Source organism: Pseudomonas sp. Sample_16, assembly GCF_004307665.1.
Lineage (GTDB): Bacteria > Pseudomonadota > Gammaproteobacteria > Pseudomonadales > Pseudomonadaceae > Aquipseudomonas.
Genome location: NZ_RCOB01000044.1, coordinates 1 through 20,799, shown reverse-complemented (window position 1 = coordinate 20,799; position 20,799 = coordinate 1). Strand labels below are relative to the sequence as shown.

The window sequence follows — 20,799 nt, the reverse complement described above, 5'->3', positions numbered from 1 at the left end:
GAAAAGGACGCACACCATGAACATCAATCTGCAACTCGACGCCCTGCGCAACGCCTACCGCGACGGCAGCACCACACCTCGGCAATTGCTGCTGAGCCTGCGGGACAAAGCCGCAGCGCTGAACCCGGACTACCACCTGTTCATCCACTTGCTGAGTGTCGAAGAACTGGAACCCTATCTAGCCGCGCTCGACGGTCGAGAAATCGACAGCCTGCCGCTGTACGGCGTGCCGTTCGCGATCAAAGACAATATTGATCTGGCGGGCGTTCCGACCACGGCGGCTTGCCCGGCCTTTGCCTACGTACCGCAACGTTCGGCCACTATCGTCGAACAACTGCTGGCGCTGGGCGCGGTGCCGCTGGGCAAGACCAATCTCGATCAATTCGCTACCGGCCTCAACGGCAGTCGTTCGCCCTATGGCGCGTGCCCGAACAGCGTGTTGCCGGAATATCCGTCGGGCGGTTCCAGTGCCGGTTCTTCGTTGGCAGTAGCGCTCGGTGTCGCGAGTTTTGCCTTGGGCACCGACACCGCAGGCTCCGGACGCGTCCCGGCGGCGCTGAACAATCTGGTCGGGATGAAAGCCACCAAGGGCCTGATCTCCACCGCCGGGGTAGTGCCGGCCTGTCGTACGCTGGACTGCGTGACCACGTTTACCGCGACCGCCCGCGAAGCCAGTCAGTTGCTGGCATTGACCGCCCGACTCGACCCAAGGGATGAGTACAGCCGCAGCAACCCACTGTGGAATGACGGCTCGGCGTTTGGTGTCGTGCGTCCGTTCCGCTTTGGTGTGCCGCGGGCGCAAGACCTGGAGTTCTTCGGCTGCACCGAGGGGCCGGTGCTGTTCGCCGAGGCCATCGATCAGCTCAAGGCATTGGGCGGTGAAGCCGTTGAGCTCGACCTGTCGCCCTTCCTTGAAGCCGCGCGCCTGTTGTATGAAGGCCCCTGGGTGGCTGAGCGCTACAGCGTGGCCGGCGAGTTGATGGCGCAAAATCCCGAGGCCGTGTTGCCGGTGATCCGCGCCGTGCTGGCCAAGGCCCCGGCTGTCAGTGGCGTGCAAACCTTCCGCGCCCAATACCGTCTGCAAGCGTTGAAAGCCCTGTGCGACAAGGCGCTGGAAAATCTCGACTGCGTGATCACGCCAACCATCGGCCGCCCGGTCACACTGGCAGAACTCGCCGCCGAACCAGTCCAGCGTAATTCCGAATTGGGCTACTACACCAATTTCATGAACCTGTTGGACTACGCCGCTGTGGCCGTGCCCAGCGCTTTCATGGGCAACGGTTTGCCTTGGGGTGTGACACTGTTTGGTCGGGCGTTTACCGATCAATACCTGTTGAGCGTGGCCGCTGGTTTGCAGCGCCAGCAGGGTTTGTCTGCCCCTGCTCCGACATCTGTGGCGCGCAATGATCGTGCGCGGCTGGTGGTCTGCGGCGCACACCTGGACGGGCTGGCGCTGAACTGGCAGCTCAAGCAGCGCGGCGCTCGATGGGTGGAAACGACGACCAGCTCACCCGACTATCAACTCTACGCCCTGGCCGGTGGCCCGCCGTTTCGTCCGGGCATGGTTCGGGTGAAGGAAGGTGGCGTGGCCATCGCCGTCGAAGTGTGGGAATTGCCGAGCAGTGAACTTGGCTCATTCCTGATCGGGATTCCCGCACCGCTGGGATTGGGCAAGGTGCAGCTGGCAGACGGGCGTTGGGAGAGCGGGTTTATCTGCGAATCGTATGGACTGGAAGGGGCGGTGAATATCAGCCACCTGGGCGGCTGGCGTGCCTACCTGAAAACCCTCGCCTGACTGATCGTTCCCACGCTCTGCGTGGGAACGCTCCTGTGACGCTCCGCGACACCGGGGCGAAGGGACGCGGAGCGTCCCTGGCGGCGTTCCCACGCGGAGCGTGGGAACGATCAAACCCTCCAACTGTGTGGGAACGACCATTCGCGGCGTACATGGAGCAGTTATTTTCGGCGACAGCCCTTAGAATGTCTGCCATCGGATTACTGACAATGGAATTGCCATGCCGCTCCGCTCGCCGCTGTATTCTCAACGCTGGTTGATACTCACGCTGATCGGGTTGCTGGGCGCAGGTTTCCTGGCCACGTCATTCCTCAGTTACTACGCCTCGCGGGCATCAATCCGCGACAACATCGTCAACACCGAACTGCCGCTGACTTCCGATACGGTGTACTCGGAAATCCAGAAAGACCTTGTCAGACCGATCCTGATTTCCTCGATGATGTCCCGTGACACCTTCATGCGCGACTGGGTGGTCAACGGTGAAAAAGACACCGATCAAATGACCCGTTATCTCAACGAGGTCATGACCCACTACGGCGCCTACACCGCGTTTTTCGTCTCCAACACCAGCCTGACTTACTACCACGCCAAAGGAGTGCTCAAGCAGGTCAAGGCCACCGAACCGCGAGATGCCTGGTATTTTCGGGTGCGTGACATGAAGGATCCCTACGAGATCAACGTCGACCCGGACCTCGCCAACAAGGACAACCTGACCGTCTTCATCAACTACAAAGTCTACGACTACAACAACCGTTTCATCGGTGCCGCCGGTGTCGGGCTCACGGTCGATGCAGTGATAAAACTGATCGACAAGTACCAACAGCATTATCAGCGCAGTGTGTACTTCGTCGACACCTTTGGGCGGCTGGTACTCACCGGTGCCGAAGGGGGTCCGCAAGGCGCCCAGGCCGGGCAGCCTCTGGGCGAACTTGAAAGCATGAAAAACCTGGTCAGCCAGTTGCCCAAGCCCCACAGCGGCAGCTACGAATATTCCGGCCAGGGCCAGGGCCATTTCCTCAACGTGCGGTTCATCCCGGAGCTGAACTGGTATCTGTTCGTCGACAAACTCGAAGACGGTGACCTCAGTGACATCCGTCGCTCGCTGTACCTCAACCTGCTGATTTGCCTGGTGGTCACCCTGAGCGTGCTGACCCTGCTCAACCGGGTGATCAAGCGCTATCAGAGCCGAATCCAGGCCCAGGCCACCCTCGACAGCCTGACCGAATTGCCCAACCGCCGAGGCTTCGATCTGCTGGCCGCACAAGCGATGCACGAAGCTCAGCGCGAACCGAAGCCGCTGACGACGTTGCTGCTGGATCTGGACCACTTCAAGGCACTGAACGACACCTACGGCCACCTTGCCGGCGATCAGGTGCTGATCGGCTTTGCGCGGGATCTGGAAAGCTGTCTGCGGCATTCCGACATTGTCTGCCGCTGGGGCGGTGAAGAATTCATCGTGATGCTCAAGGACACCGACGCTGAGACGGGTCTGAAAATCGCCGAGAAAATTCGCCGGCACGTGGAACAGCAACGTTATGCCTACAACGGCAACGTGCTGCATCTGACAGTCAGCATCGGCCTGACTACCCTGCAAGCCAACGACACCTTGCACACCCTGCTGTCGCGGGCCGATCATGCGATGTATCGGGCCAAACAAAGTGGCCGCAATCGAACCTGCGTGGAAAAGCCTCACTCCCGTTATGAACCAGCCTGATCTGTGCCCCGCTTGCGGCGCCCCCAACGACTGCACCCTGGCCGATCCGCGAACTGCCGATCGGGCGTGTTGGTGTTATGGCGTCAGTATCGACCCGGCGGTGCTCCAGGCACTGCCGGCCGAACTGCGCAACGCTTCATGCCTGTGCCCGCGCTGCGCTGAGGTCGAGGCGCAGTTGCAGTTGCAAGCAGCGGCTCGACCGATCGAGTAAGATGCGCGGCCCTTTTATCGCCGATATTCAACCATGCGCGTCGACCGTTTCCTCAGCAACCTGTCGTGCTTCAACCGTAAGCAAGTGCGCCTGTTGCTGGTGGAAAAACGCGTGCGGGTCGACGGAAAAGTCGTCAGCGATCCACACAGTGAGGTCCGTGAATTCAGCCGCGTTGAAGTCGACAATGACGTACTGCAAGCCGGTAAACCGTTGCGTCACTTCATGCTGCACAAGCCTGTCGGTTGCGTCAGCGCCACCCGCGACTCGCAACACCCGACCGTTCTCGACCTGATCCACGAGCCGGACAAAGACGAGCTGCACATTGCCGGGCGCCTGGACTTCAACACCACCGGCCTGATGCTGATCACCAACGACGGCAGCTGGTCACGACGCCTGACCCAACCGCAGACCAAACTGCCGAAGGTCTATTTCGTTGAAACCGAACAGGACATCGGCCCCGAATACGCAATCAAATTCCACGAAGGCCTGTACTTCGCCTTCGAAAACCTCACCACCCAACCCGCCGAACTGGAGCTGCTCGCACCAAAGTGCGCACGCTTGAGCATCGTCGAAGGCCGCTATCACCAGGTCAAGCGTATGTTCGGCCACTTCAACAACAAAGTGCTGCGCCTGCACCGCGAACGCATGGGCCCGCTGGCACTCGACACCTCGCTAAAACCGGGCGAATACCGCGCTTTAAGCGCCGAAGAGATCCAATCGATCTAAGCAGCCTACCGCTCAGCAGAAGTTGTCGAACAATTTACCAGCGGCACTTGCGCAAAGATGTGACCCCTGCTTGAATCAGGACGTCGGCCCGAATTGTGACCGACGAGTCACAACATACTTCTAAGAAACTTTTTGCCGGTAGGGACCCTTGGGTTCCGGCCTCACCCGGCAGACTGCCCGCCAATAACAATACCCGTCGACCGGACTGCACTGGATCGACATGGGCCTCCAAATTCCAAGGCATATGCCTACCTGTCACAAAGCTCGTGCAATCTCTTTTGCGCGCATACCCGCTTGCCAGGAGTCTTATGACATGAGGCCAGAAATCGCTGTGCTGGATATACAGGGTCAGTATCGGGTTTACACGGAGTTCTATCGCGCAGACGCCGCAGAGAAGACCATTATCTTGGTCAACGGCTCGATGGCCACGACTGCGTCGTTTGCACAAACCGTGAAAAACCTCCATCCGCAATTCAATGTGGTCTGCTACGACCAGCCCTACGCGGGCAAATCAAAAGCCCACAACCTGCATGAGAAATTGCTGACCAAGGAAGTCGAAGGGCAGATCCTTCTGGAGCTGATCGACCACTTCGCCGCCGAACACGTGCTGTCGTTTTCCTGGGGTGGCGCCGCGACCCTCGTCGCCCTCGCCCAACGGCCACGGCGCATCGAAAAAGCCGTGATCAGCTCGTTCTCGCCGGAGATCAACGCGCACATGCTCGACTATCTCGAGCGCGGTGTGGACTACCTCGGCAGCCGTGATGGCGACCGGGTCGGCAACCTGGTCAACAGCACCATCGGCAAACACCTGCCGACGTTGTTCAAGCGTTTCAACTACCGGCACGTCAGCAGCCTGGCCGATCACGAATACGGGCAGATGCATTTCCACATCAGCGATCTGTTGCACAGCGACCGCCAGTGCTTTTTCAAAGCGGCAGAGAAAATCAATGTGCCGGTGCTGTTCATGAACGGCGAATGGGACGAATACACCGCCGCCGATGGCGCCCGGTTGTTCGCCAACCACGTGCAACACGCCACCTTCACCACCCTTGAGGCCACCGGCCACTTTCTCGACATGGAACACAAAGCTGCCTGCCGAGACAGCCGCAACGCACTGATTGGGTTCCTGAAGCCGGCGCAGCACGAAAGCCGACCGCGTTACCACTACGTCCAGGACCACCATGCATTGGCCATCTGAAACAGCGTCATCGCGAGCAAGCCCGGTTCCGCAGGAACGAGGCTTGCCCGCGAATGACCGTCTCAGGTCCTTGTAGTGTTTCACCTGCGCTAAAGCCGTATCGCGCAAAGAAAAACTTCATTTCCACACGCACATCTGGTACAAAGTCACCGCTCTGAGCGGGTGTCGTATAATGGCATTACTCCAGCTTCCCAAGCTGATAACGAGGGTTCGATTCCCTTCACCCGCTCCACATCGTCTTTCCATGGACGTCTATACAAGTCCACGGAACGCATGCAAGTCACTGAGCTGATATGGATTTTTTCCTAGCCTCGTTCCAGTGACATCTAGCGAAAACCACTGACTACCGGTCTTTTCTGGTACATAAAGTGGTACATCAATGCAGTTTTTTTCGCGTATCGCATTGTGGCTGGAGGAGCCATCCCCAAGGGATAACCATCGCATCCAACTCTAATTCTGAGGGTTGGAAATGCTCACCGATTTCAAAATCCGCCAAGCCAAATCCACTGGTAAAAACTTTTCGCTTGCCGATTGCGTGGGGTCTATCCCTGTTCGTCTCAAGCCGCCAGCGGCGGGTGGACACTCAGCCAAGGAGTTGAGCGCATATCAGCGTATTGAAGATAATCATGCTCGGTAAATGATCAGCCGGGAATTGGGCCATGAAAGGATACAAATCACCGCAACGTATCTCGGCAGGTAGTTCGGCGAAGCTGTTAGATTCGTCATCTCGAGGTCTCACCATCTCCAGTTCACTAACACTTAGACAGGGCCAGAGTGGCGGATTGAGCCATTGTGTTCACTGCCCTTCCTGGGTGTCGCATGCGATACCGGAGCACAAAAGGGAAATCACCAGTCACTCGAAAAGGGTTTTCATTGGTGCAGCAAGACAAAAGGCATGAGATGACGGGAGAAGAGCAGGCCATCTGGGATGACGCGATCAGGTTTGCCCGATTGAACAAGAAGGCTATTGGTAAACGACTCACGGATCAGAGCAAGTATCCGCCCGAAAAGGAGCCTGTTTCGGTTTTCATGGCAGGGTCGCCCGGTGCCGGCAAAACAGAAGCATCCTTAGCCCTGCTCAACCTTTTTTCCGATACGCCCATCTTACGAATTGATCCAGACGAGCTCAGAAGCGAATTTGAAGCGTATCGAGGTGGCAACGCCTGGCTTTTCCAAGGCGCCATTTCGATCCTAGTTGGAAAGCTGATTGACCTCGCCCTAGAGCGAAAGCAATCCTTCCTGCTGGACGGGACGTTTTCAAATATCGAGATCGCGAGGAAAAACGTGCGGCGGTGTTTGGGTAAGGGAAGATTTGTGCAAATTCTCTACGTCTATCAAGACCCTGGGCTTGCCTGGTCCTTTGTGAAGGCTCGAGAGGAGGCTGAAGGACGACGGATTCGACCGGAGCATTTCGTCGAGCAGTATTTCGCAGCACGTGACGTGGTAAACACCCTTAAGCTAGAGTTTGGCAAGGATCTTCATGTCGATCTGCTTGTGAAGCATATTGATAACACTGGACGCCTCTACAAGGCTGGCGTCGACAAGATCGACTACCATATCCCCGAGAAGCATTCGACATACGAACTGATGACCATGCTTGGGATAAACGACGGAGCAAACCCATGAAATTCGGATCCATAAAGGAGTCCACGAGTCCATTCGCAGACTTCATTCGGAATGCAAAATCAGAAGAGAAAAAGCGCGTTTACAGCGAAGTGTTGACCGAAGCCACTAAAAAGCAGAATGAAGTTATGCTGGCGGCGCGTGAAAAGCAGGCCTGATAACGATCTGATTTCAAAAAAAGCCCGGCCGAGTGTCGGGCTTTTTCATTTTGCCGACGACCCCATCTCGGTACTGCCGATTATCGTAATCCATTAGCTACTAGTCGCGAGCGGTAGCATTCGGCCGATTCTGTTGAAAAAATCGGATTTTCAAATGGCCTGAACTCAGGCACGACCACCACCGGAGAACCTACTCACCACAATGAGTGGTTTTTCGGCCCTTCGGTGACCTTTGCTGCTCTGTTATTGGGTTAATTTGAGGTTTTTTGCTGAGTGCAGGCGCACCTATCCCGTGGCGGGTGGCCTTTGAGATGTAAATTTAGCCAGCCGTCGCAGGTTCTGCACCGCAGCGGCCAGCGTGAATTCATCTGTCGCACCATTCATGCCACGTAGCCGCAGGCGATCCAGTTTCAGGATGCGCTTGAGGTGGGCAAACAACATTTCGACCTTCTTGCGTTCGTGGCGAGAGCGCTGCGATTCGCCGAGCCACATCACGAGCGGCTTCATGGACGCTGCGGGCGATCTTGCGGAACGCTGTGTTCGGGCAGCACTTGGCTTTCATCGGACAGGCAACGCAGTCGGTCTGCCGGGATCGGAAGATGATGGTGTTGGCTTTGGTGACGTGCGAACGCTCGTTCTTGAAGGCTCGCCATTCGCTACATAATGCATTGCCGGCCGGACAGAGGTATTCCTCAGCCTCTTCATTCCAGTGGAAATTGTTGCTCGAAAAACTATCGTTCTTGCGCTCGGTTTTGTCCCACACCGGCACATGTGGCTCGATGTCTTTTTCCTCCACCATCCAGGCCAGCATCGGCGCGGTACCGTAAGCGGTGTCGCCAATGAGGCGTTCCGGCTTGATGTCGAACTGCGCTTCGACCCGGTCGATCATCGTCTTGGTGCTCTCGACTTCGGCCGTGCGATGAGCGGGTGTGGGTTCCACATCCATGATCACGCCGTGCTCGGTATCGATCAGATAATTCGTAGAATAAGCGTAGAAAGCTGGGCCGCCTGGAGCTGCGGTCCAGCGGGCCTGAGGATCCGTCAGCGATAGGCGCTTCGGTAGCGTTTCGGCCAGAGCCTCTTCATCGAGTGCCTCAAGATACTCACGCACGGCGCGGGTGCTCAGGGCCGGATCGCTCCAGTTGATCGGTTCATCTCCCGGTACCCCGCGCTGCCGACTCGCATCCGCTTTGATGATGCTGGCGTCCACGGCAAAGCCTTCGCCCTTGACCAGACCGGCGTCCATGCAGCGACGCAGCACTTCATTGAACAACCAGCGAAACAGATCACTGTCCCGAAAACGGCAGTGTCGATTTTTGGAAAAGGTCGAGTGATTGGGGACTTCATCTTCAAGACTTAACCGGCAGAACCAGCGATACGCCAGGTTCAAATGGGCCTCTTCGCACAGCCGCCGCTCGGAGCGAATACCGTAGCAATAGCCCACGATCAGCATGCGGATCATCAACTCTGGGTCAATCGAAGGACGCCCAATTGGGCTTTAAAAATCGGCGAGGTAATGGCGCAAATCGCTCAGATCGAGACACCGATCAACGCTACGCAGAATGTGATTGGCGGGGATGTGGTCTTCAAGGTTGAACGAGTAAAACAGCCGCTCCTGACCACTCGATAACTGTCCCATCATACTGCGTGCTTCCCTGCTGGCCGATGCGCGGATTTTGCCGCAGGCCAGACAGGGGAGCTACTTTTTCAACAGAATCGGCCGATTGCGGCCTGTAGCGAAGGACTGCAATCGACCCAAACCTACCTGTCAATACGGGCAAAATCGGCCAGGAGCGGGTGTTTAGAGTAACAAAAATAAATCTGTCCCCTTTTCACTTTTCTACTGCACCATCCGGAAGAGAAGAGCCGTTTGGGTTTTCTGGCGTCGGCAGCGCTCAAGGTGTTGCAGCAGGGCTAAGGGATGCAGGCACGATCACTATCACTTCTGCTAGTACAAGAGATGTCTTTCATACTGTAAAAACAGCGATGCCGCCTCTTCTTCGAGCATCCCATGACCACGCCCATTCGAGTTATCCAAAACAGCGGAAAAACGATTCTGCTTGCGACCAGTCAGAACCAGTCCGTCATGGCGGAAGTGATTCGAGGCATTGCAAACCCAATGGCATACACAGCCTATGGACACCTCTCAGCCCTTCGTCTTACTTCAACGCATCTGGGTTTCAACGGCGAACTTAGAGATCCGCACACTCGTTGGTATCTGCTCGGCAACGGTTATCGGGCCTATAACCCAGTGCTGATGCGTTTCCACAGCCCAGACAAGCTGAGCCCGTTCGGGGCTGGTGGATTGAACTCATATATGTACTGCGCTGCAGACCCCATCAATCATCGTGACCCAACTGGACGCTTCGCTATACCGGGTTTCCTCATCTCACTAGGGGGATATGCAGGCGGGATTTCCTCGTTTGGGGGGATTGGACTTTCATTGACCAACAGTGCCCGATTTAGCGGGCAAGGCACTTTGGCCCTTGGTACAGGGGCCGCTGGCGTTTTGCTCGGTGCCGCGGTGATTGCAAATCCTGCCACAGCAATAGCGCCGGTTCTGGCGAGTGTGAGTATGGTCGCAGGGGGAGCGGGCATAGCGCTGGGTTACAGGACTGCACGTGCAGCAACGGCAACTGGAACCCAATGGTTCCAGTCGGTGGCTCGATCCTTAGATAATCCACCGCGATACTCAACTTTATCGTTACTCGATCAGCCTCCATCATTCTCCAGCCTGGACTTGAGTCCGCCACCGCCATACAGCCCACCCAGAGTTTCAAATCAGATTGCCCCCACGCATTCAACTGTACGCACGACTCCGCAACAGCCAGGGCAAAGAGCAAGCTCTACGAGACATCAGAAGACCATCTTGGAGACCACACAAATGAGAGAGCTGCCTCGCCTGCAATTCATAGATGAAACAAAATCCGCAGGCAAAAAAATCAGAACCCCATAGTTCGGGTTTTCTGGCCTCGGCGGCACTCAAGGTATTGCAACAAGGCTAAGCGTGGTCCAGCGATGTATCGACCGGCCCTCAGTAGCCGGTTTTATTTGGACGGGATTGGGTGAAAGCGTGCTTTGAGCGGGCGCTTCGCCGTGCGTATTGCAGATAAAGCAACGTCCTACAATAGTCTGGGAAATGTCCGTACACTTGCGCATTGCTGTGCCTTTGTCATGAGACCTATAGTCCGGGCACGCCCAAATGGCGTGTCGGGTTTGGCGACTTGACGATACGGTGCAGAAGCTTCCGAGCAGTTATCGGTGTGCTTTTGAACGCAATGTGCTGCCAGTTTTTTGGTAGCTGTGCGTGGGAGATCCCAGGATCTGCCGGTTTTGCCGTGTCCCGGTTCGCCAACCCGCGTACAGCTGCCACCCTATTGTTTGGCGACGATGGAGTGGTTAATTCGCAAATTACACGGATACCACTCATGAACGAATACATGGCTTTAACCAGCAACGCCGACGACCTCCCCACGTTTTACGTCAACACCACCCAACCTCTGCACTCCCTGCTCAGCAGCGCCCGTTATCGAATCGGTGCCGTTACGCAGGTTCTCGAAAACCTCGCGATGCGCGGTGAAATCAGCAGCGACTCGGTCATCCTCAGCGATTTCGCATTGTTGTGCTGCATATCTTTGCGCGATGGCTGCGATGTGCTGGATGTCATTGCCCGGCGAATGGATGCAGAACCCTCCTGATTGCATAATGGCCCTGTGTAGGAGCCGGCTCGCTGGCGATAGCATCTTCACGATCGCCATCGCTGGCAAGCCAGCTCCCACAGGTATTGTGCCGACCGGCTCCTACGAAGAGCGATTCAAGCACCGATGATGATGTTGGTTGCGTGCAGCGCTGAAAGCCGCCCGTATATTTTGCGTAAGGATCGGCGTGCGCCAGTAAAGAAGGCGTAGCAAGGCGTTGAGACCGTAAATGGATGTCTTATCCTCTGGGCTCACCCTTCGCATCGAGATCAGCATGGAAAGTTCAGAGTTGGGGATCATGATCATTTCAATGATCGGGTTGTTCGGCTTTGCTTCATTTGTTTTTGAATACTTGAGCGCCAGGCGCTCAAGGAAAAGCAAACCGCAGTGATTTTCTCAGCGGTCAAAAATAGGGACAGATGACTCATCTGTCCCTATTTCGCTTCAGCGCGTCGCCACCATGAACAACCGTGGAAACGGCAACAGCACCGATCCGTCGCTCAACGCCGGGTAGGCCTTTTCGATAGCTGTCTGATATTGCTTGAGGTATTGCGCCCGCTCGGCCTCATTCAGCGGCTCGAGAAACGGCCGCAAACCGCTGCCCTTGAACCACTCGACGACGCCCGAGGCGCCCCCTGCGAGCGGATGATGGTAGGTGGTGCGCCACACATCGACGCGGGTGCAGCAGGCTTTCAGTATCGAGTAGTAACCGCTTGCACTTTCAATGTCGGTTCGCTGGCCGGCGGCGTTCGCCAATTTGCCTGTCCATGGCCCATCAGCAGCCACTTCGCGCATCAAGCGGTGGGAGTGCTCATTGATATTGTCCGGCATCTGGATTGCCAGGCTGCCACCGGGTGCAAGTTTATTCACCAACGAAGGCAGCAATGTGGCGTGATCAGGCACCCACTGCAGCACCGCGTTGGCGAAGATCACATCGAACGGGCCGTTGTCGTTCCAGGTGTCGATGTCGGCAACATCAAACCGCACGTTGGGCAGGCGCTTGCGTGCGGCCTCGATCATGTCGGCCGAACTGTCCAGCCCTCGCACTGTGGCACCGGCGAAGCGCTCCACCAGCAACTCGGTCGAGTTGCCCGGGCCGCAGCCGATATCGATGGCCGAACGCACGTCCCCGGCGGGAATCGCCGCCAGCAGGTCACGGGCCGGACGGGTGCGTTCATCTTCAAAAGCGACGTATTGTTTGGCGGACCAACTCATTGCGTTCTCCTGTCGGTGCGTTGTCATGATCAGAGTCGACAACCGGTTAGCTACGATACCGCGATGCGCGCTGCCAGTGGATGCAGAACTAGGCTTTTCCAGTTGTACGTCAACCCCGGCCGAATTTTCATCTGCCCCCCGATGTCTGAATTTCAGGTTCATCCTTAATAAGGAAACACGGCCATGAAATTCGCAAAAATCGCGCAGAAACTCGCCCTGTGGGCTGGTAGCCCCACCACGTTCCTGGGAGCGATCATTCTGATTTTTTTGTGGGCGGTGAGCGGTCCGTTTTTTGGTTACAACGACACCTGGCAACTGGTCATCAATACCTCGACCACCATCATTACGTTCCTGATGGTGTTCCTGATCCAGAACACGCAGAACCGTGACACCGACATTTTGCATCTGAAGGTCGACGAGTTGCTGCGGGTGACGAAGGAAGCGCAGAACGCGATGCTCGGGCTCGAAGCACTGGACCTCAAGGAACTGGAGGCGCTGAGAAAGCGCTATCGCAGCCTCGGCGAGGGGCAGACCATTGAACTGGAAGGCACGGTTGTCGAAGAAAAGGGCAAGTCTGGTTTGAAGGACTGCTGAAATGCGCAGGCGACCGATGTCGCCTGCGCAATACCAAAAGCTAGCGGCTGGCTTGCAGCGCCCTGGCCATTTGCAGATGGTTCTGCAGTTTGGGCAGGGTTTCTTCGGCGAATGCCTTGATTTGTGGCACGTCGGTGGTTTGCGCCGTTTGCTCAAGCTGCTCGATGGCTTCTTGAGTGGTCTTCACCTGGCTCGCCGCGTAGGCCTCATCGAACGTTTCGCCATCCATCACTTGCGGCATCAGGGCCTTGGCCTTCTCCACCACTTCTTCACGGGGAGCCACAGGCAGATCCAATTGTTTGGCGATCTTCGCCAGGTGCTGATTGGCGGTGGTGCGGTCGTTGATCACGACGATGGTGTAATCCTTGACCTCTTTGGATTCGGATTTCTGGTGCGCCAGGCGGCTGGCTTCGATTTCTGCCACGCCTTTGGCCGAGGTATCGTTGATGAATTCGGTGGGTGTCTGGGCGAAGGCGCCAGTGGCACACAGGCCCAGTAACACGGCAAAACCGCTGTTGCGTAATCGGGTGGCCATCCGGTTCATGGTCGCGCCCTCCTCTTAAAATTCAAACGGGAGCTTTCGCTCCCGCTTCTCAATCAAAACTACCAACATCCATTACTTGGATTTCTGTGCGGGCTTACGACCCATATCGGGCTTAGGCTCTTTGTCGACAGTCGTGGTGGTAGTTTTCCCACCTTTGCGACCGGCTTCAGACGCCTTCGTTCGATCGTTGGCGAAGTTTCCCGAGTTCGAGTTTCTTGAGTTAGGCATGATTCTCTACCTCTTGGTAATGATCGCGGCGAGCTGTAGCCCGCATAGAATCTGAATTTTCGCGATGCAAAAGGTTTAGAAAATCTGGAATCGCCACGACGAACGGTGAGATTTTTTCAGACGAGCCGCAGGTGATGTTCACGCTTGGCGGTGTACATCGCTTCGTCGGCATGCCGGAACAACTGCTTTTCTTCCGTACCATGTTCTGGGTATTGCGCCACCCCGATGCTTGGCTGGATGCTCAGGCTGTGGCCGTCCAGACGCAACGGCGCGGCCAGCACCTGACGGATTTTCCCGGCCACGCAGTCAGCATCGCCTGAGGCGTGGATGCTGTGCAGCAACACCACGAATTCGTCACCGCCAATGCGCGCCACGGTATCGGTTTCGCGCACGCAGCCCTTGAGTCGATTGGCCACGGTTTGCAGGAGCATGTCGCCCACCGCATGGCCGTGGGTGTCGTTGACCTGTTTGAATCGGTCGAGGTCGACATACAGCAGCGCCATGCGTCCGCAATCTGCGCGGGCCGCTTCGATTGACAGCTTTAACCGGTCACGCAGCAATTCGCGGTTAGGCAGTTGGGTCAATTGATCATATTGGGCCATGCGTTGCAGGCGTGCGTGCAATTGTTTGCGCTCGATCGCCGTCGCGACCTGGGCGCAGACGTACTGCAACAGCTCTTTATCCTGCTCGGTATAGCGCTCGCCACCGGGGATGCTTTTGACGATCAGTGCGCCAATGGTGCCGTTTTGCGAGTTCAGCGGCACACCCAGCCAGCACGGCGAATTCTGCCCGGTCACCAGTAATTCGAACCCTTCGGGTGGATTATCCTGGCCTGGGGTCAGCAGGATCGGCATGCCGCTGCGAATGACCTCGGCGCACAGACGCCCGGTCATTGTGCCGGGCTGTTCGGGTTGGGGTTCGTGATCGTCGACGTGATACGGGAAATTCAGCTGCGCGCAATGCTCGTCATACAACGCCACGGAAAAGTTCAGCGCTGGCAACCATTCACCAATGATCAGGTGGATGCGTTTGAACAACGCCAGCAGGTCTTCCGCCGCATGGGCCGCTTCCGAAATCGCGTACAGCGCCGCTTGCCGGGACTCCGCCTGCTTGCGCTCGGTAATGTCGCGGGCCACGGCGATGCGCAACTGATCGACCTCCGACCAACGCGCCGACCAAAGAATGTGCACCACCTGGCCGTCCTTGCGCAGGTAGCGGTTTTCGAAATTGAGCTTGGGCTCGCCGCCCATGATTTCGCGTGCAGCGTCCAGGGTTCGCTGGCGATCGGCCGGGTGCACCAGATCGATCATCGACTGGCCGATCAGTTCGTCAGGGCTATAGCCGAAAATGCGCTCGCAGGCGGCACTGACAAAAACGAAGCGACCCTGTTTGTCGACCGCGCAAACGGCGTCCAGCAAGAGATCGATGTAGCTCGCCATCGGAGCGGAATTTCTGGAGGTCATGGTGCCGAGCGCGTGTCCGAACAATGCAACAATATAAAAACCATCCCGTACGTGTGCGACTGATGCATCCCGGCAATCAGCGTCAAGCCTTGTTCGTCACCAGCCCCGGCAGCGCATGGGCCAAGGCGTTGATGGCGAAGCCGATGAACATCACCCCGCACAACCGGGTGATCGCCAGTTCATGCCGTTGATACAAGGTACGTACCCGGCGCGCCCCGACAATGCCGATGAGGATAGCGTAGGCGACAAGGCCGCCGACGAAGCTCAGGAAAATCAGCCAGGGCAACATCGACCAGGTCAGCAACTCGGCGCGGCTGGACAACAACGCCGTGAACGTGGCTACCGCTACCGGGTAGGCCTTGGGGTTGGTCAGGCCGAACAGGATGCCATGCCAGAACGGCTGACGCGCCGGGCCTTGCGGCGCTTGGGCACTTTGGCGGCGCACTCGTACTGCACGCCAGCCAAGCCAGAACAGAAAGAGACCGCTGAGCACGCCCAGTACGTCAAACGCGGTGCTGCCGATTTCTCGCGCCCCGACAATCGCCACCAACGCAGTGCTGCACCAGATCACATCGCCCAGCAAATGCCCGCAAAGAAACCCCGCCCCTGCCCGTCGCCCATGCGCCGCGCCGATGCCAAACACAGCCAGTACGCCGGGCCCCGGAGTGATGCCGTAAATGAATCCCGAGGCGAGAACAGCCATCAGCAGCGAGGGGGTCATGGGAAGTCCTTTTGAACTTTCTGGTGAATGGGCGCCAGTCTATATCAGGTCATTGCCTGTCGACCGAAACATCTCGACAGACGAACGGGATGGCAGCGTCCACAGGATGGCGGTGTAGTATGTTGTATTACAAACCACTACATCGAGACCATCATGTCCGTTATGTCTCTGCGCGTACCAGACGATATCGCCGATACGCTCGCCAGTCTTTCCAAAGCGACGGGACGCAGCAAATCCTTTTTGGCGGTCGACGCCTTGCGCGAATACCTGGCCCGTGAAGCGTGGCAAATCGAGGAGATTCAGAACGCTTTGAAAGAAGCCGATGAAGGTGACTTCGCGACCCAAGAAGAAGTGGACGCTATCGCTGGTAAGTGGACGGCCAATGCGCGTTGAGTGGTTGCGTACGGCATTAAAGAATCTCGATGACGAAGCAGCGTACATCGCTATCGAGAATCCTGAGGCAGCAGCAGATTTTGTTCAGGCGATTATCGCCAGCGTGGATCACCTTGCCCGATTTCCAGCGACAGGTCGTGAGGGACGTTTACCCGGTACCAGAGAATGGGTGGTGCCAGATCGCCCTTATTTGATTCCCTACCGGGTTCGCCAAGGTCGGCTTCAGGTACTACGCGTTTTTCACACGCGCCGACTTCCACCTTCAAGTTGGTGAAGTCTGAATCGCAGCCTTCGGCAGCTCACACAGGGATGCGTGGTCCTTGTGGGCTGCCGTAGCCTGCGAATCGTCAGATCTTGTCGAGCGTACGCAGCTTCTGCGGCAGCCCCCACATCAGCAGCGCCACGGCGATGAGCGCACAAACTCCAATCACATACAACGCCGGTGTGGTGCTGCCGGTCAGGTCTTTGATGCGTCCAACCATGACCGGGCTGACAATGCCGCCAAACTGACCCAGGGTGTTAATCACCGCAATCCCGCCCGCAGCTCCCGCGCCCGCACCGGCCAGCAATTTCGGTGGCAGGGTCCAGAAGCTTGGGATGGAAGCGATGATCCCGGCGCCGAGCAGGCCCAGCGCAACGATCAGGAAAGTCGTGTGGTTGGCGAAGATTCCCGCACAGAAGAAGCCGACTGCGCCCACCGCTACCAGACCCGCGACAAACTTGCGGCGCTCGCCGCAAGCATCAGACAAACGCCCAATCACCACCATGCTGATCGCACCGCAGATGTACGGTATCGCGGTCAGCAGACCAATCATCACCGGGCTCTCGGTCCCTGCGCTGCGGATCAGTTGAGGCGCCCAGAAGTTCAGGCCATAGGACGCCACTTGAATCAGGAAGTAGATCAGGCCGAGGGTCAGGAAGCCCGGAATCCGCAGCGCCGCGAGCAGCGAGCCGCCGCTCTTATGCGGTTCATGGTGAGCGATGCGACTGGCCAGCAGTGTCTTTTCCGACGGTGTCAGCCAATGGGCGTCTTCGATGCGGTCCTTGAGCAAGGTCAGTACCAACAGCCCGAGACCAATGCATGGCACGCCGCCGAGCAGGAACAACCAGTGCCAGCCACGCATTTCAAGAAAACCATCCAGGTGTTGCAACACCAGTCCGGAGAACGGTGCACCGACCAGACCGGCAAACGCTGACGCCAGGAACAACATCGACGTGATGCGCCCACGATAGTGCTGGGGGAACCACAACGTCAGGTAATACAGCACACCCGGCGCAAATCCGGCCTCCATCGCACCGATCAGGAATCGCAGGACGTAGAACTGCCATTCACTGTTGACGAACACCATCAATGCGGTGGCCAGGCCCCATGACATCATGATCCGGGCGATCCAGCGCCGGGCGCCGACCTTGTACAACATCATGTTGCTCGGCACTTCGAAAATCACGTAACCGACCACGAACAACCCGGCGCCGAGGCCATACGCGGTATCGCTCAGGCTCAGATCGGCCTGTAGCTGGAACTTGGCGAAGCTGATGTTGATGCGATCGAAAAAAGCGAACAGATAGCAGACCATGATCAGCGGCATCAGGCGCCAGGCGACCTTGCTGACCAGGGCTTTTTCTTCATCGTGGGTAACGGCCGGGCTCGCGCCGGCCTCCAGTGCATTAAGGCTCATTGTTTTCTCCAGGCGGACTTCCCTTGGGTGTCCGATTGTTTTTGTTGTCTGGTTGGTTTTTACAGGTCACGCGTCATCAGGGGACTGGATGCAAATCGCAATTGCGTCCAGCCTTGGCCAGCTGGCCTGGCACTTCATGGCCCAGCAGTGCCGGCAATCCTCGGGAAAGCTTCAGCAACAACGGCAGATCGATACCGGTTGGAATCCCGACTTCATCGCACAGGTTGACCAGGTCCTCGGTGCAAATATTGCCCGACGCACCCGGCGCGAACGGACAGCCGCCGAGCCCGCCAAGTGCCGCGTCGAAACGTCGGGCACCCGCCTCATAGGCGGCCAGCACGTTGCACAGGCCAAGGCCTCGGGTGTTATGAAAATGCAGGGTCAAATCCGCCGGCGATACCTGCTGCAACACCCGGCGCACCAAGCGCTCGACCTGGCGCGGATTGGCCATGCCGGTGGTGTCGGCCAGGGTGATGCCCTGGATGCCGAGCTCCTGATAGGCCTCGACGATCTGCAGCACCCGGTCTTCATCGATCTTGCCTTCGAACGGGCAGCCGAACGTGGTAGCGATGCTGGCGTTGAGTCGCACCTTGGAGCCCTGCACGAAGTGCACAATCTCGCCGAACGCGGCCAAAGAGTCTTCGCAGCGCATGCGCATGTTCGCCAGGTTATGAGTCTGGCTGGCGGACATCACCAGGTTCAGTTCATCGGCAGTGCAGGCCAGTGCCCGTTGCGCGCCCTTCAGGTTGGGGATCAACGCGACGTAGATCACCTCCGGTTGGCGAGTGATGCCCTTGAACACCTGCTCACCATCGCGCAATGCGGGAATGGCCTTGGGCGACACGAACGAACCGGCCTCGATACGGCTGAACCCGGCTAGCGACAGTTGATCGATCAGGGCAATTTTGTCGATGGTTTCAACCCAGGTCGGCTCGATCTGCAAGCCGTCGCGCGGGGACACTTCCTGAACGATGAGGCGCTCGGAATAATCAGTGATCATTGCACCACTCCTTCAGTTTTCAGGCGTTTGATGTCCGCTTCGGTCAGGCCCAATTGCGCGAGGATGCCGTCGGTGTGCTGACCCAGACCGGGGCCGGACCAGTTCACGCCGCCAGGGGTTTGCGAGAGTTTCGGCACGATGCCCGGCATCTTCACCGTGGCGCCACCCGGCAGTTCGGCGTTGAGCAGCATGTCCCGCGCCTGATAGTGCGGATCGGCAACAATATCGGCCACTGAGTAGATGCGCCCGGCCGGGACTTCGGCGGCTCCCAGCGCGGCCAGAACGTCGTCGATCGGCAGGCTGCTGGTCCAGTGAGTGATCGCTGCGTCGAGCAGATTGCTTTGGGCCGCACGCCCGTCGTTGTGGGCAAACTCGGGGGCGTCGGCCAGATCGTGGCGGCCGATGGTTTGCATCAGGCGCTTGTAGATGGGATCGCTGTTGCCGGCGATCACCACATAGGCGCCATCGGCCGTGAGGTAGGTGTTGGAAGGCGCGATGCCGGGCAAGGCACCGCCACTGCGCTCACGCACGTGGCCGAGCATGTCGTACTCGGGCACCAGGCTTTCCATGACGTTGAACACGCTTTCGGCCAGCGACACATCGACGATTTGCCCGCCGCCCTGCCCGGTCTTGACTCGCAGCAACGACATCAGCGCGCCGATCACCGCATGCAGCGACGCCAGGGAATCGCCGAGGCTCACGCCGACGCGCGCCGGCGGGGAATCCGGGTTGCCGGTGGTGTAGCGAATCCCACCCATGGCCTCGCCGATGGCGCCGAAACCCGGACGGTCGCGGTACGGGCCGGTCTGGCCGTAGCCGGAGATCCGCACCAGGGTCAGGTTCGGGTTGAGGGCATGCAGCACGTCCCAACCGAGACCGAGTTTTTCCAGCGCGCCGGGGCGCAGGTTTTCGATCAGCACGTCGGCGCTGGTCGCCAGTTGCTTGACCAGTTCGATGCCTTCGGGGGATTTCAGGTTCAGCGCCAGGGATTTCTTGTTGCGTGATTGCAGATACCACCACAACGAAGTGCCTTCGTGCAGCTTGCGCCATTTGCGCAAGGGATCACCCTGGCCCATGGCTTCGATCTTGATCACTTCGGCGCCGAACTCGGCGAGCATGCGCGCGGCGAACGGCGCGGCGATCAGCGTGCCGATCTCGATCACTTTGATTGCACTCAAGGGGGCAGTCATCGCGGGTACCTCTTGTTCTTGGAATATGGGCCAAGGCTAGAGGACGACGGGATCTGTAATCCAACCTTCAGTTGGCAACGGGCGTTCGCGAAATGCGAACGCTTCTGAATTTTTCGCGACCTCAAGGCCGCCATCGCGGGCAAGCCTCGCTCCTACATGGATTACGCTAGGCCTGTAGGATCGAGGCTTGCCCGCGAAGGGCCGGTACATTCAACGCAGAACTATCAGACCTGACCACGCAAGTGTTCGAACAACATCCGGCTGACCGGCGACAGCGACGCCTCATCCCGCACCACCAGAATCAACGCCCGATCCGACCATTCATCCGTCAACGGCACCGCGTGTAACCCCAACGCTCGACCAAACAATTCATAGGCCCGCTGCGGCAGGATGCCGATGCCCATGTTGGCTTGCACCATGCGACACACCGCATCGAACCCCGGTACATGAATGCGGATGCGCAAGACTTTGCCAGCCTGCCTCGCGGCGGCGTGGGTGCGCATGTTGATCGAACTGGCGGCATGCAGGCCGACGTAATCGGAATCCAGGGTTTGCGCAAACGGCACCGATTCGCGTGATGCCAACGTGTGCTCGGGCAGCATCACCACCACCAGTTTGTCCTGACGGTACAACACGCTGTGCAGGCCTT

General features: G+C 57.9%; 21 protein-coding genes, 1 tRNA gene and 2 pseudogenes. 14 read left to right on the top strand and 10 right to left on the bottom strand.

Annotated features, from left to right (window positions below):
• Positions 1-16 precede the first annotated feature (16 nt).
• The 8 genes from atzF to D8U69_RS29440 all read left to right on the top strand — a co-directional run bounded on the left by atzF (position 17) and on the right by D8U69_RS29440 (position 7,425).
• Positions 17-1,795: an allophanate hydrolase gene (atzF, locus tag D8U69_RS06145; RefSeq protein ID WP_130906934.1), complete on the top strand. Its 1,779-nt coding sequence runs from the start codon at positions 17-19 to the stop codon at positions 1,793-1,795.
• Between the two features lie 220 nt (positions 1,796-2,015).
• Complete coding sequence (locus tag D8U69_RS06140; RefSeq protein ID WP_130906100.1) at positions 2,016-3,509, top strand: sensor domain-containing diguanylate cyclase; 1,494 nt, start codon at positions 2,016-2,018, stop codon at positions 3,507-3,509.
• Entirely contained in the window at positions 3,496-3,720 is a 225-nt protein-coding gene (locus D8U69_RS06135; RefSeq protein ID WP_130906099.1) for a cysteine-rich CWC family protein, read from the top strand. The genes D8U69_RS06140 and D8U69_RS06135 overlap by 14 nt, the downstream gene beginning before the upstream one ends.
• Before the next feature lie 33 nt (positions 3,721-3,753).
• The gene (locus tag D8U69_RS06130) at positions 3,754-4,446 is read left to right on the top strand and encodes a pseudouridine synthase (protein WP_130906933.1); all 693 of its coding nucleotides are present in this window, start codon (positions 3,754-3,756) and stop codon (positions 4,444-4,446) included.
• A 313-nt stretch (positions 4,447-4,759) separates the two neighbouring features.
• A complete protein-coding gene (locus D8U69_RS06125; protein WP_056856045.1) occupies positions 4,760-5,644 on the top strand; it encodes an alpha/beta hydrolase in 885 nt (294 codons plus the stop codon).
• A 158-nt stretch (positions 5,645-5,802) separates the two neighbouring features.
• A tRNA-Gly gene (locus D8U69_RS06120) sits at positions 5,803-5,876 on the top strand.
• Positions 5,877-6,544: 668 nt separating this feature from the next.
• Entirely contained in the window at positions 6,545-7,270 is a 726-nt protein-coding gene (locus D8U69_RS06110; RefSeq protein ID WP_130906938.1) for a zeta toxin family protein, read from the top strand.
• Positions 7,267-7,425 (top strand): hypothetical protein, encoded by a 159-nt coding sequence (locus D8U69_RS29440; RefSeq protein ID WP_177434503.1) that lies wholly within the window; start codon positions 7,267-7,269, stop codon positions 7,423-7,425. The genes D8U69_RS06110 and D8U69_RS29440 overlap by 4 nt, the downstream gene beginning before the upstream one ends.
• 285 nt (positions 7,426-7,710) lie before the next feature.
• On the opposite strand, the pseudogene D8U69_RS06105 reads toward D8U69_RS29440, so the two are convergent.
• Positions 7,711-9,067: pseudogene (locus tag D8U69_RS06105) on the bottom strand (IS1182 family transposase).
• Between the two features lie 195 nt (positions 9,068-9,262).
• Between D8U69_RS06105 and D8U69_RS06100 the strand changes: the two are divergent.
• From D8U69_RS06100 to D8U69_RS06090, 3 genes and pseudogenes are all read left to right on the top strand, one after another.
• Positions 9,263-9,343: pseudogene (locus tag D8U69_RS06100) on the top strand (type II toxin-antitoxin system HicB family antitoxin); the annotation flags it as partial.
• Between the two features lie 93 nt (positions 9,344-9,436).
• On the top strand, positions 9,437-10,381 hold the full coding sequence (locus D8U69_RS06095) for an RHS repeat-associated core domain-containing protein (protein WP_130906098.1): 945 nt from the start codon (positions 9,437-9,439) through the stop codon (positions 10,379-10,381).
• A gap of 472 nt (positions 10,382-10,853) precedes the next feature.
• Positions 10,854-11,123 carry a short-chain dehydrogenase gene (locus D8U69_RS06090; protein ID WP_130906097.1) on the top strand — a complete coding sequence of 90 codons (270 nt, stop codon included), beginning with the start codon at positions 10,854-10,856 and terminating at the stop codon, positions 11,121-11,123.
• Positions 11,124-11,567: 444 nt separating this feature from the next.
• On the opposite strand, the gene tam is transcribed toward D8U69_RS06090, so the two are convergent.
• Positions 11,568-12,338, bottom strand: a complete 771-nt coding sequence (gene tam / locus D8U69_RS06085) for a trans-aconitate 2-methyltransferase (protein WP_056856051.1) — start codon at positions 12,336-12,338, stop codon at positions 11,568-11,570.
• Positions 12,339-12,521: 183 nt separating this feature from the next.
• Here tam and D8U69_RS06080 point away from each other — a divergent pair, with 183 nt between their 5' ends.
• Positions 12,522-12,932, top strand: coding sequence for a low affinity iron permease family protein (locus D8U69_RS06080; RefSeq protein ID WP_056856052.1), 411 nt, complete (start codon positions 12,522-12,524; stop codon positions 12,930-12,932).
• 40 nt (positions 12,933-12,972) lie between these two features.
• Here the strand turns inward: D8U69_RS06080 and D8U69_RS06075 are convergent, their stop codons facing one another.
• From D8U69_RS06075 to D8U69_RS06060, 4 genes are all read right to left on the bottom strand, one after another.
• Positions 12,973-13,476, bottom strand: a complete 504-nt coding sequence (locus D8U69_RS06075) for a DUF4142 domain-containing protein (protein ID WP_056856053.1) — start codon at positions 13,474-13,476, stop codon at positions 12,973-12,975.
• Between the two features lie 72 nt (positions 13,477-13,548).
• The gene (locus tag D8U69_RS06070; RefSeq protein ID WP_007911485.1) at positions 13,549-13,704 is read right to left on the bottom strand and encodes a KGG domain-containing protein; all 156 of its coding nucleotides are present in this window, start codon (positions 13,702-13,704) and stop codon (positions 13,549-13,551) included.
• Positions 13,705-13,820: 116 nt separating this feature from the next.
• Positions 13,821-15,167, bottom strand: coding sequence for a GGDEF domain-containing protein (locus D8U69_RS06065; protein ID WP_056856054.1), 1,347 nt, complete (start codon positions 15,165-15,167; stop codon positions 13,821-13,823).
• An 82-nt stretch (positions 15,168-15,249) separates the two neighbouring features.
• Positions 15,250-15,888, bottom strand: coding sequence for a LysE family translocator (locus tag D8U69_RS06060; protein WP_130906932.1), 639 nt, complete (start codon positions 15,886-15,888; stop codon positions 15,250-15,252).
• Between the two features lie 153 nt (positions 15,889-16,041).
• Between D8U69_RS06060 and D8U69_RS06055 the strand changes: the two genes are divergently transcribed.
• On the top strand, positions 16,042-16,281 hold the full coding sequence (locus tag D8U69_RS06055; protein ID WP_130906931.1) for a ribbon-helix-helix protein, CopG family: 240 nt from the start codon (positions 16,042-16,044) through the stop codon (positions 16,279-16,281).
• Entirely contained in the window at positions 16,271-16,555 is a 285-nt protein-coding gene (locus D8U69_RS06050; RefSeq protein WP_130906930.1) for a type II toxin-antitoxin system RelE/ParE family toxin, read from the top strand. The genes D8U69_RS06055 and D8U69_RS06050 overlap by 11 nt, the downstream gene beginning before the upstream one ends.
• A 73-nt stretch (positions 16,556-16,628) precedes the next feature.
• On the opposite strand, the gene D8U69_RS06045 is transcribed toward D8U69_RS06050, so the two are convergent.
• From D8U69_RS06045 to D8U69_RS06030, 4 genes are all read right to left on the bottom strand, one after another.
• Positions 16,629-17,960: an MFS transporter gene (locus tag D8U69_RS06045; RefSeq protein ID WP_130906092.1), complete on the bottom strand. Its 1,332-nt coding sequence runs from the start codon at positions 17,958-17,960 to the stop codon at positions 16,629-16,631.
• 76 nt (positions 17,961-18,036) lie between these two features.
• Entirely contained in the window at positions 18,037-18,960 is a 924-nt protein-coding gene (locus tag D8U69_RS06040; RefSeq protein WP_130906929.1) for a hydroxymethylglutaryl-CoA lyase, read from the bottom strand.
• On the bottom strand, positions 18,957-20,150 hold the full coding sequence (locus tag D8U69_RS06035) for a CaiB/BaiF CoA-transferase family protein (RefSeq protein WP_130906928.1): 1,194 nt from the start codon (positions 20,148-20,150) through the stop codon (positions 18,957-18,959). The genes D8U69_RS06040 and D8U69_RS06035 overlap by 4 nt, the downstream gene beginning before the upstream one ends.
• A 224-nt stretch (positions 20,151-20,374) precedes the next feature.
• Positions 20,375-20,799 (bottom strand): LysR substrate-binding domain-containing protein (locus D8U69_RS06030; protein ID WP_241668642.1); only part of this gene is annotated, 425 nt, incomplete at its 5' end.

Bases quoted from the DNA above. Each gene is read 5' to 3' on its own strand.
- D8U69_RS06070 (WP_007911485.1), bottom strand. From the start codon at position 13,704: ATGCCTAACTCAAGAAACTCGAACTCGGGAAACTTCGCCAACGATCGA.
- D8U69_RS06040 (WP_130906929.1), bottom strand. From the start codon at position 18,960: ATGATCACTGATTATTCCGAGCGCCTCATCGTTCAGGAAGTGTCCCCG.
- D8U69_RS06060 (WP_130906932.1), bottom strand. From the start codon at position 15,888: ATGACCCCCTCGCTGCTGATGGCTGTTCTCGCCTCGGGATTCATTTAC.
- D8U69_RS06090 (WP_130906097.1), top strand. From the start codon at position 10,854: ATGAACGAATACATGGCTTTAACCAGCAACGCCGACGACCTCCCCACG.
- D8U69_RS06065 (WP_056856054.1), bottom strand. From the start codon at position 15,167: ATGACCTCCAGAAATTCCGCTCCGATGGCGAGCTACATCGATCTCTTG.
- D8U69_RS06130 (WP_130906933.1), top strand. From the start codon at position 3,754: ATGCGCGTCGACCGTTTCCTCAGCAACCTGTCGTGCTTCAACCGTAAG.
- D8U69_RS06110 (WP_130906938.1), top strand. From the start codon at position 6,545: ATGACGGGAGAAGAGCAGGCCATCTGGGATGACGCGATCAGGTTTGCC.
- D8U69_RS06095 (WP_130906098.1), top strand. From the start codon at position 9,437: ATGACCACGCCCATTCGAGTTATCCAAAACAGCGGAAAAACGATTCTG.
- D8U69_RS06125 (WP_056856045.1), top strand. From the start codon at position 4,760: ATGAGGCCAGAAATCGCTGTGCTGGATATACAGGGTCAGTATCGGGTT.
- D8U69_RS06080 (WP_056856052.1), top strand. From the start codon at position 12,522: ATGAAATTCGCAAAAATCGCGCAGAAACTCGCCCTGTGGGCTGGTAGC.
- D8U69_RS06050 (WP_130906930.1), top strand. From the start codon at position 16,271: ATGCGCGTTGAGTGGTTGCGTACGGCATTAAAGAATCTCGATGACGAA.
- atzF (WP_130906934.1), top strand. From the start codon at position 17: ATGAACATCAATCTGCAACTCGACGCCCTGCGCAACGCCTACCGCGAC.
- tam (WP_056856051.1), bottom strand. From the start codon at position 12,338: ATGAGTTGGTCCGCCAAACAATACGTCGCTTTTGAAGATGAACGCACC.
- D8U69_RS06045 (WP_130906092.1), bottom strand. From the start codon at position 17,960: ATGAGCCTTAATGCACTGGAGGCCGGCGCGAGCCCGGCCGTTACCCAC.
- D8U69_RS06035 (WP_130906928.1), bottom strand. From the start codon at position 20,150: ATGACTGCCCCCTTGAGTGCAATCAAAGTGATCGAGATCGGCACGCTG.
- D8U69_RS06055 (WP_130906931.1), top strand. From the start codon at position 16,042: ATGTCCGTTATGTCTCTGCGCGTACCAGACGATATCGCCGATACGCTC.
- D8U69_RS29440 (WP_177434503.1), top strand. From the start codon at position 7,267: ATGAAATTCGGATCCATAAAGGAGTCCACGAGTCCATTCGCAGACTTC.
- D8U69_RS06135 (WP_130906099.1), top strand. From the start codon at position 3,496: ATGAACCAGCCTGATCTGTGCCCCGCTTGCGGCGCCCCCAACGACTGC.
- D8U69_RS06075 (WP_056856053.1), bottom strand. From the start codon at position 13,476: ATGAACCGGATGGCCACCCGATTACGCAACAGCGGTTTTGCCGTGTTA.
- D8U69_RS06140 (WP_130906100.1), top strand. From the start codon at position 2,016: ATGCCGCTCCGCTCGCCGCTGTATTCTCAACGCTGGTTGATACTCACG.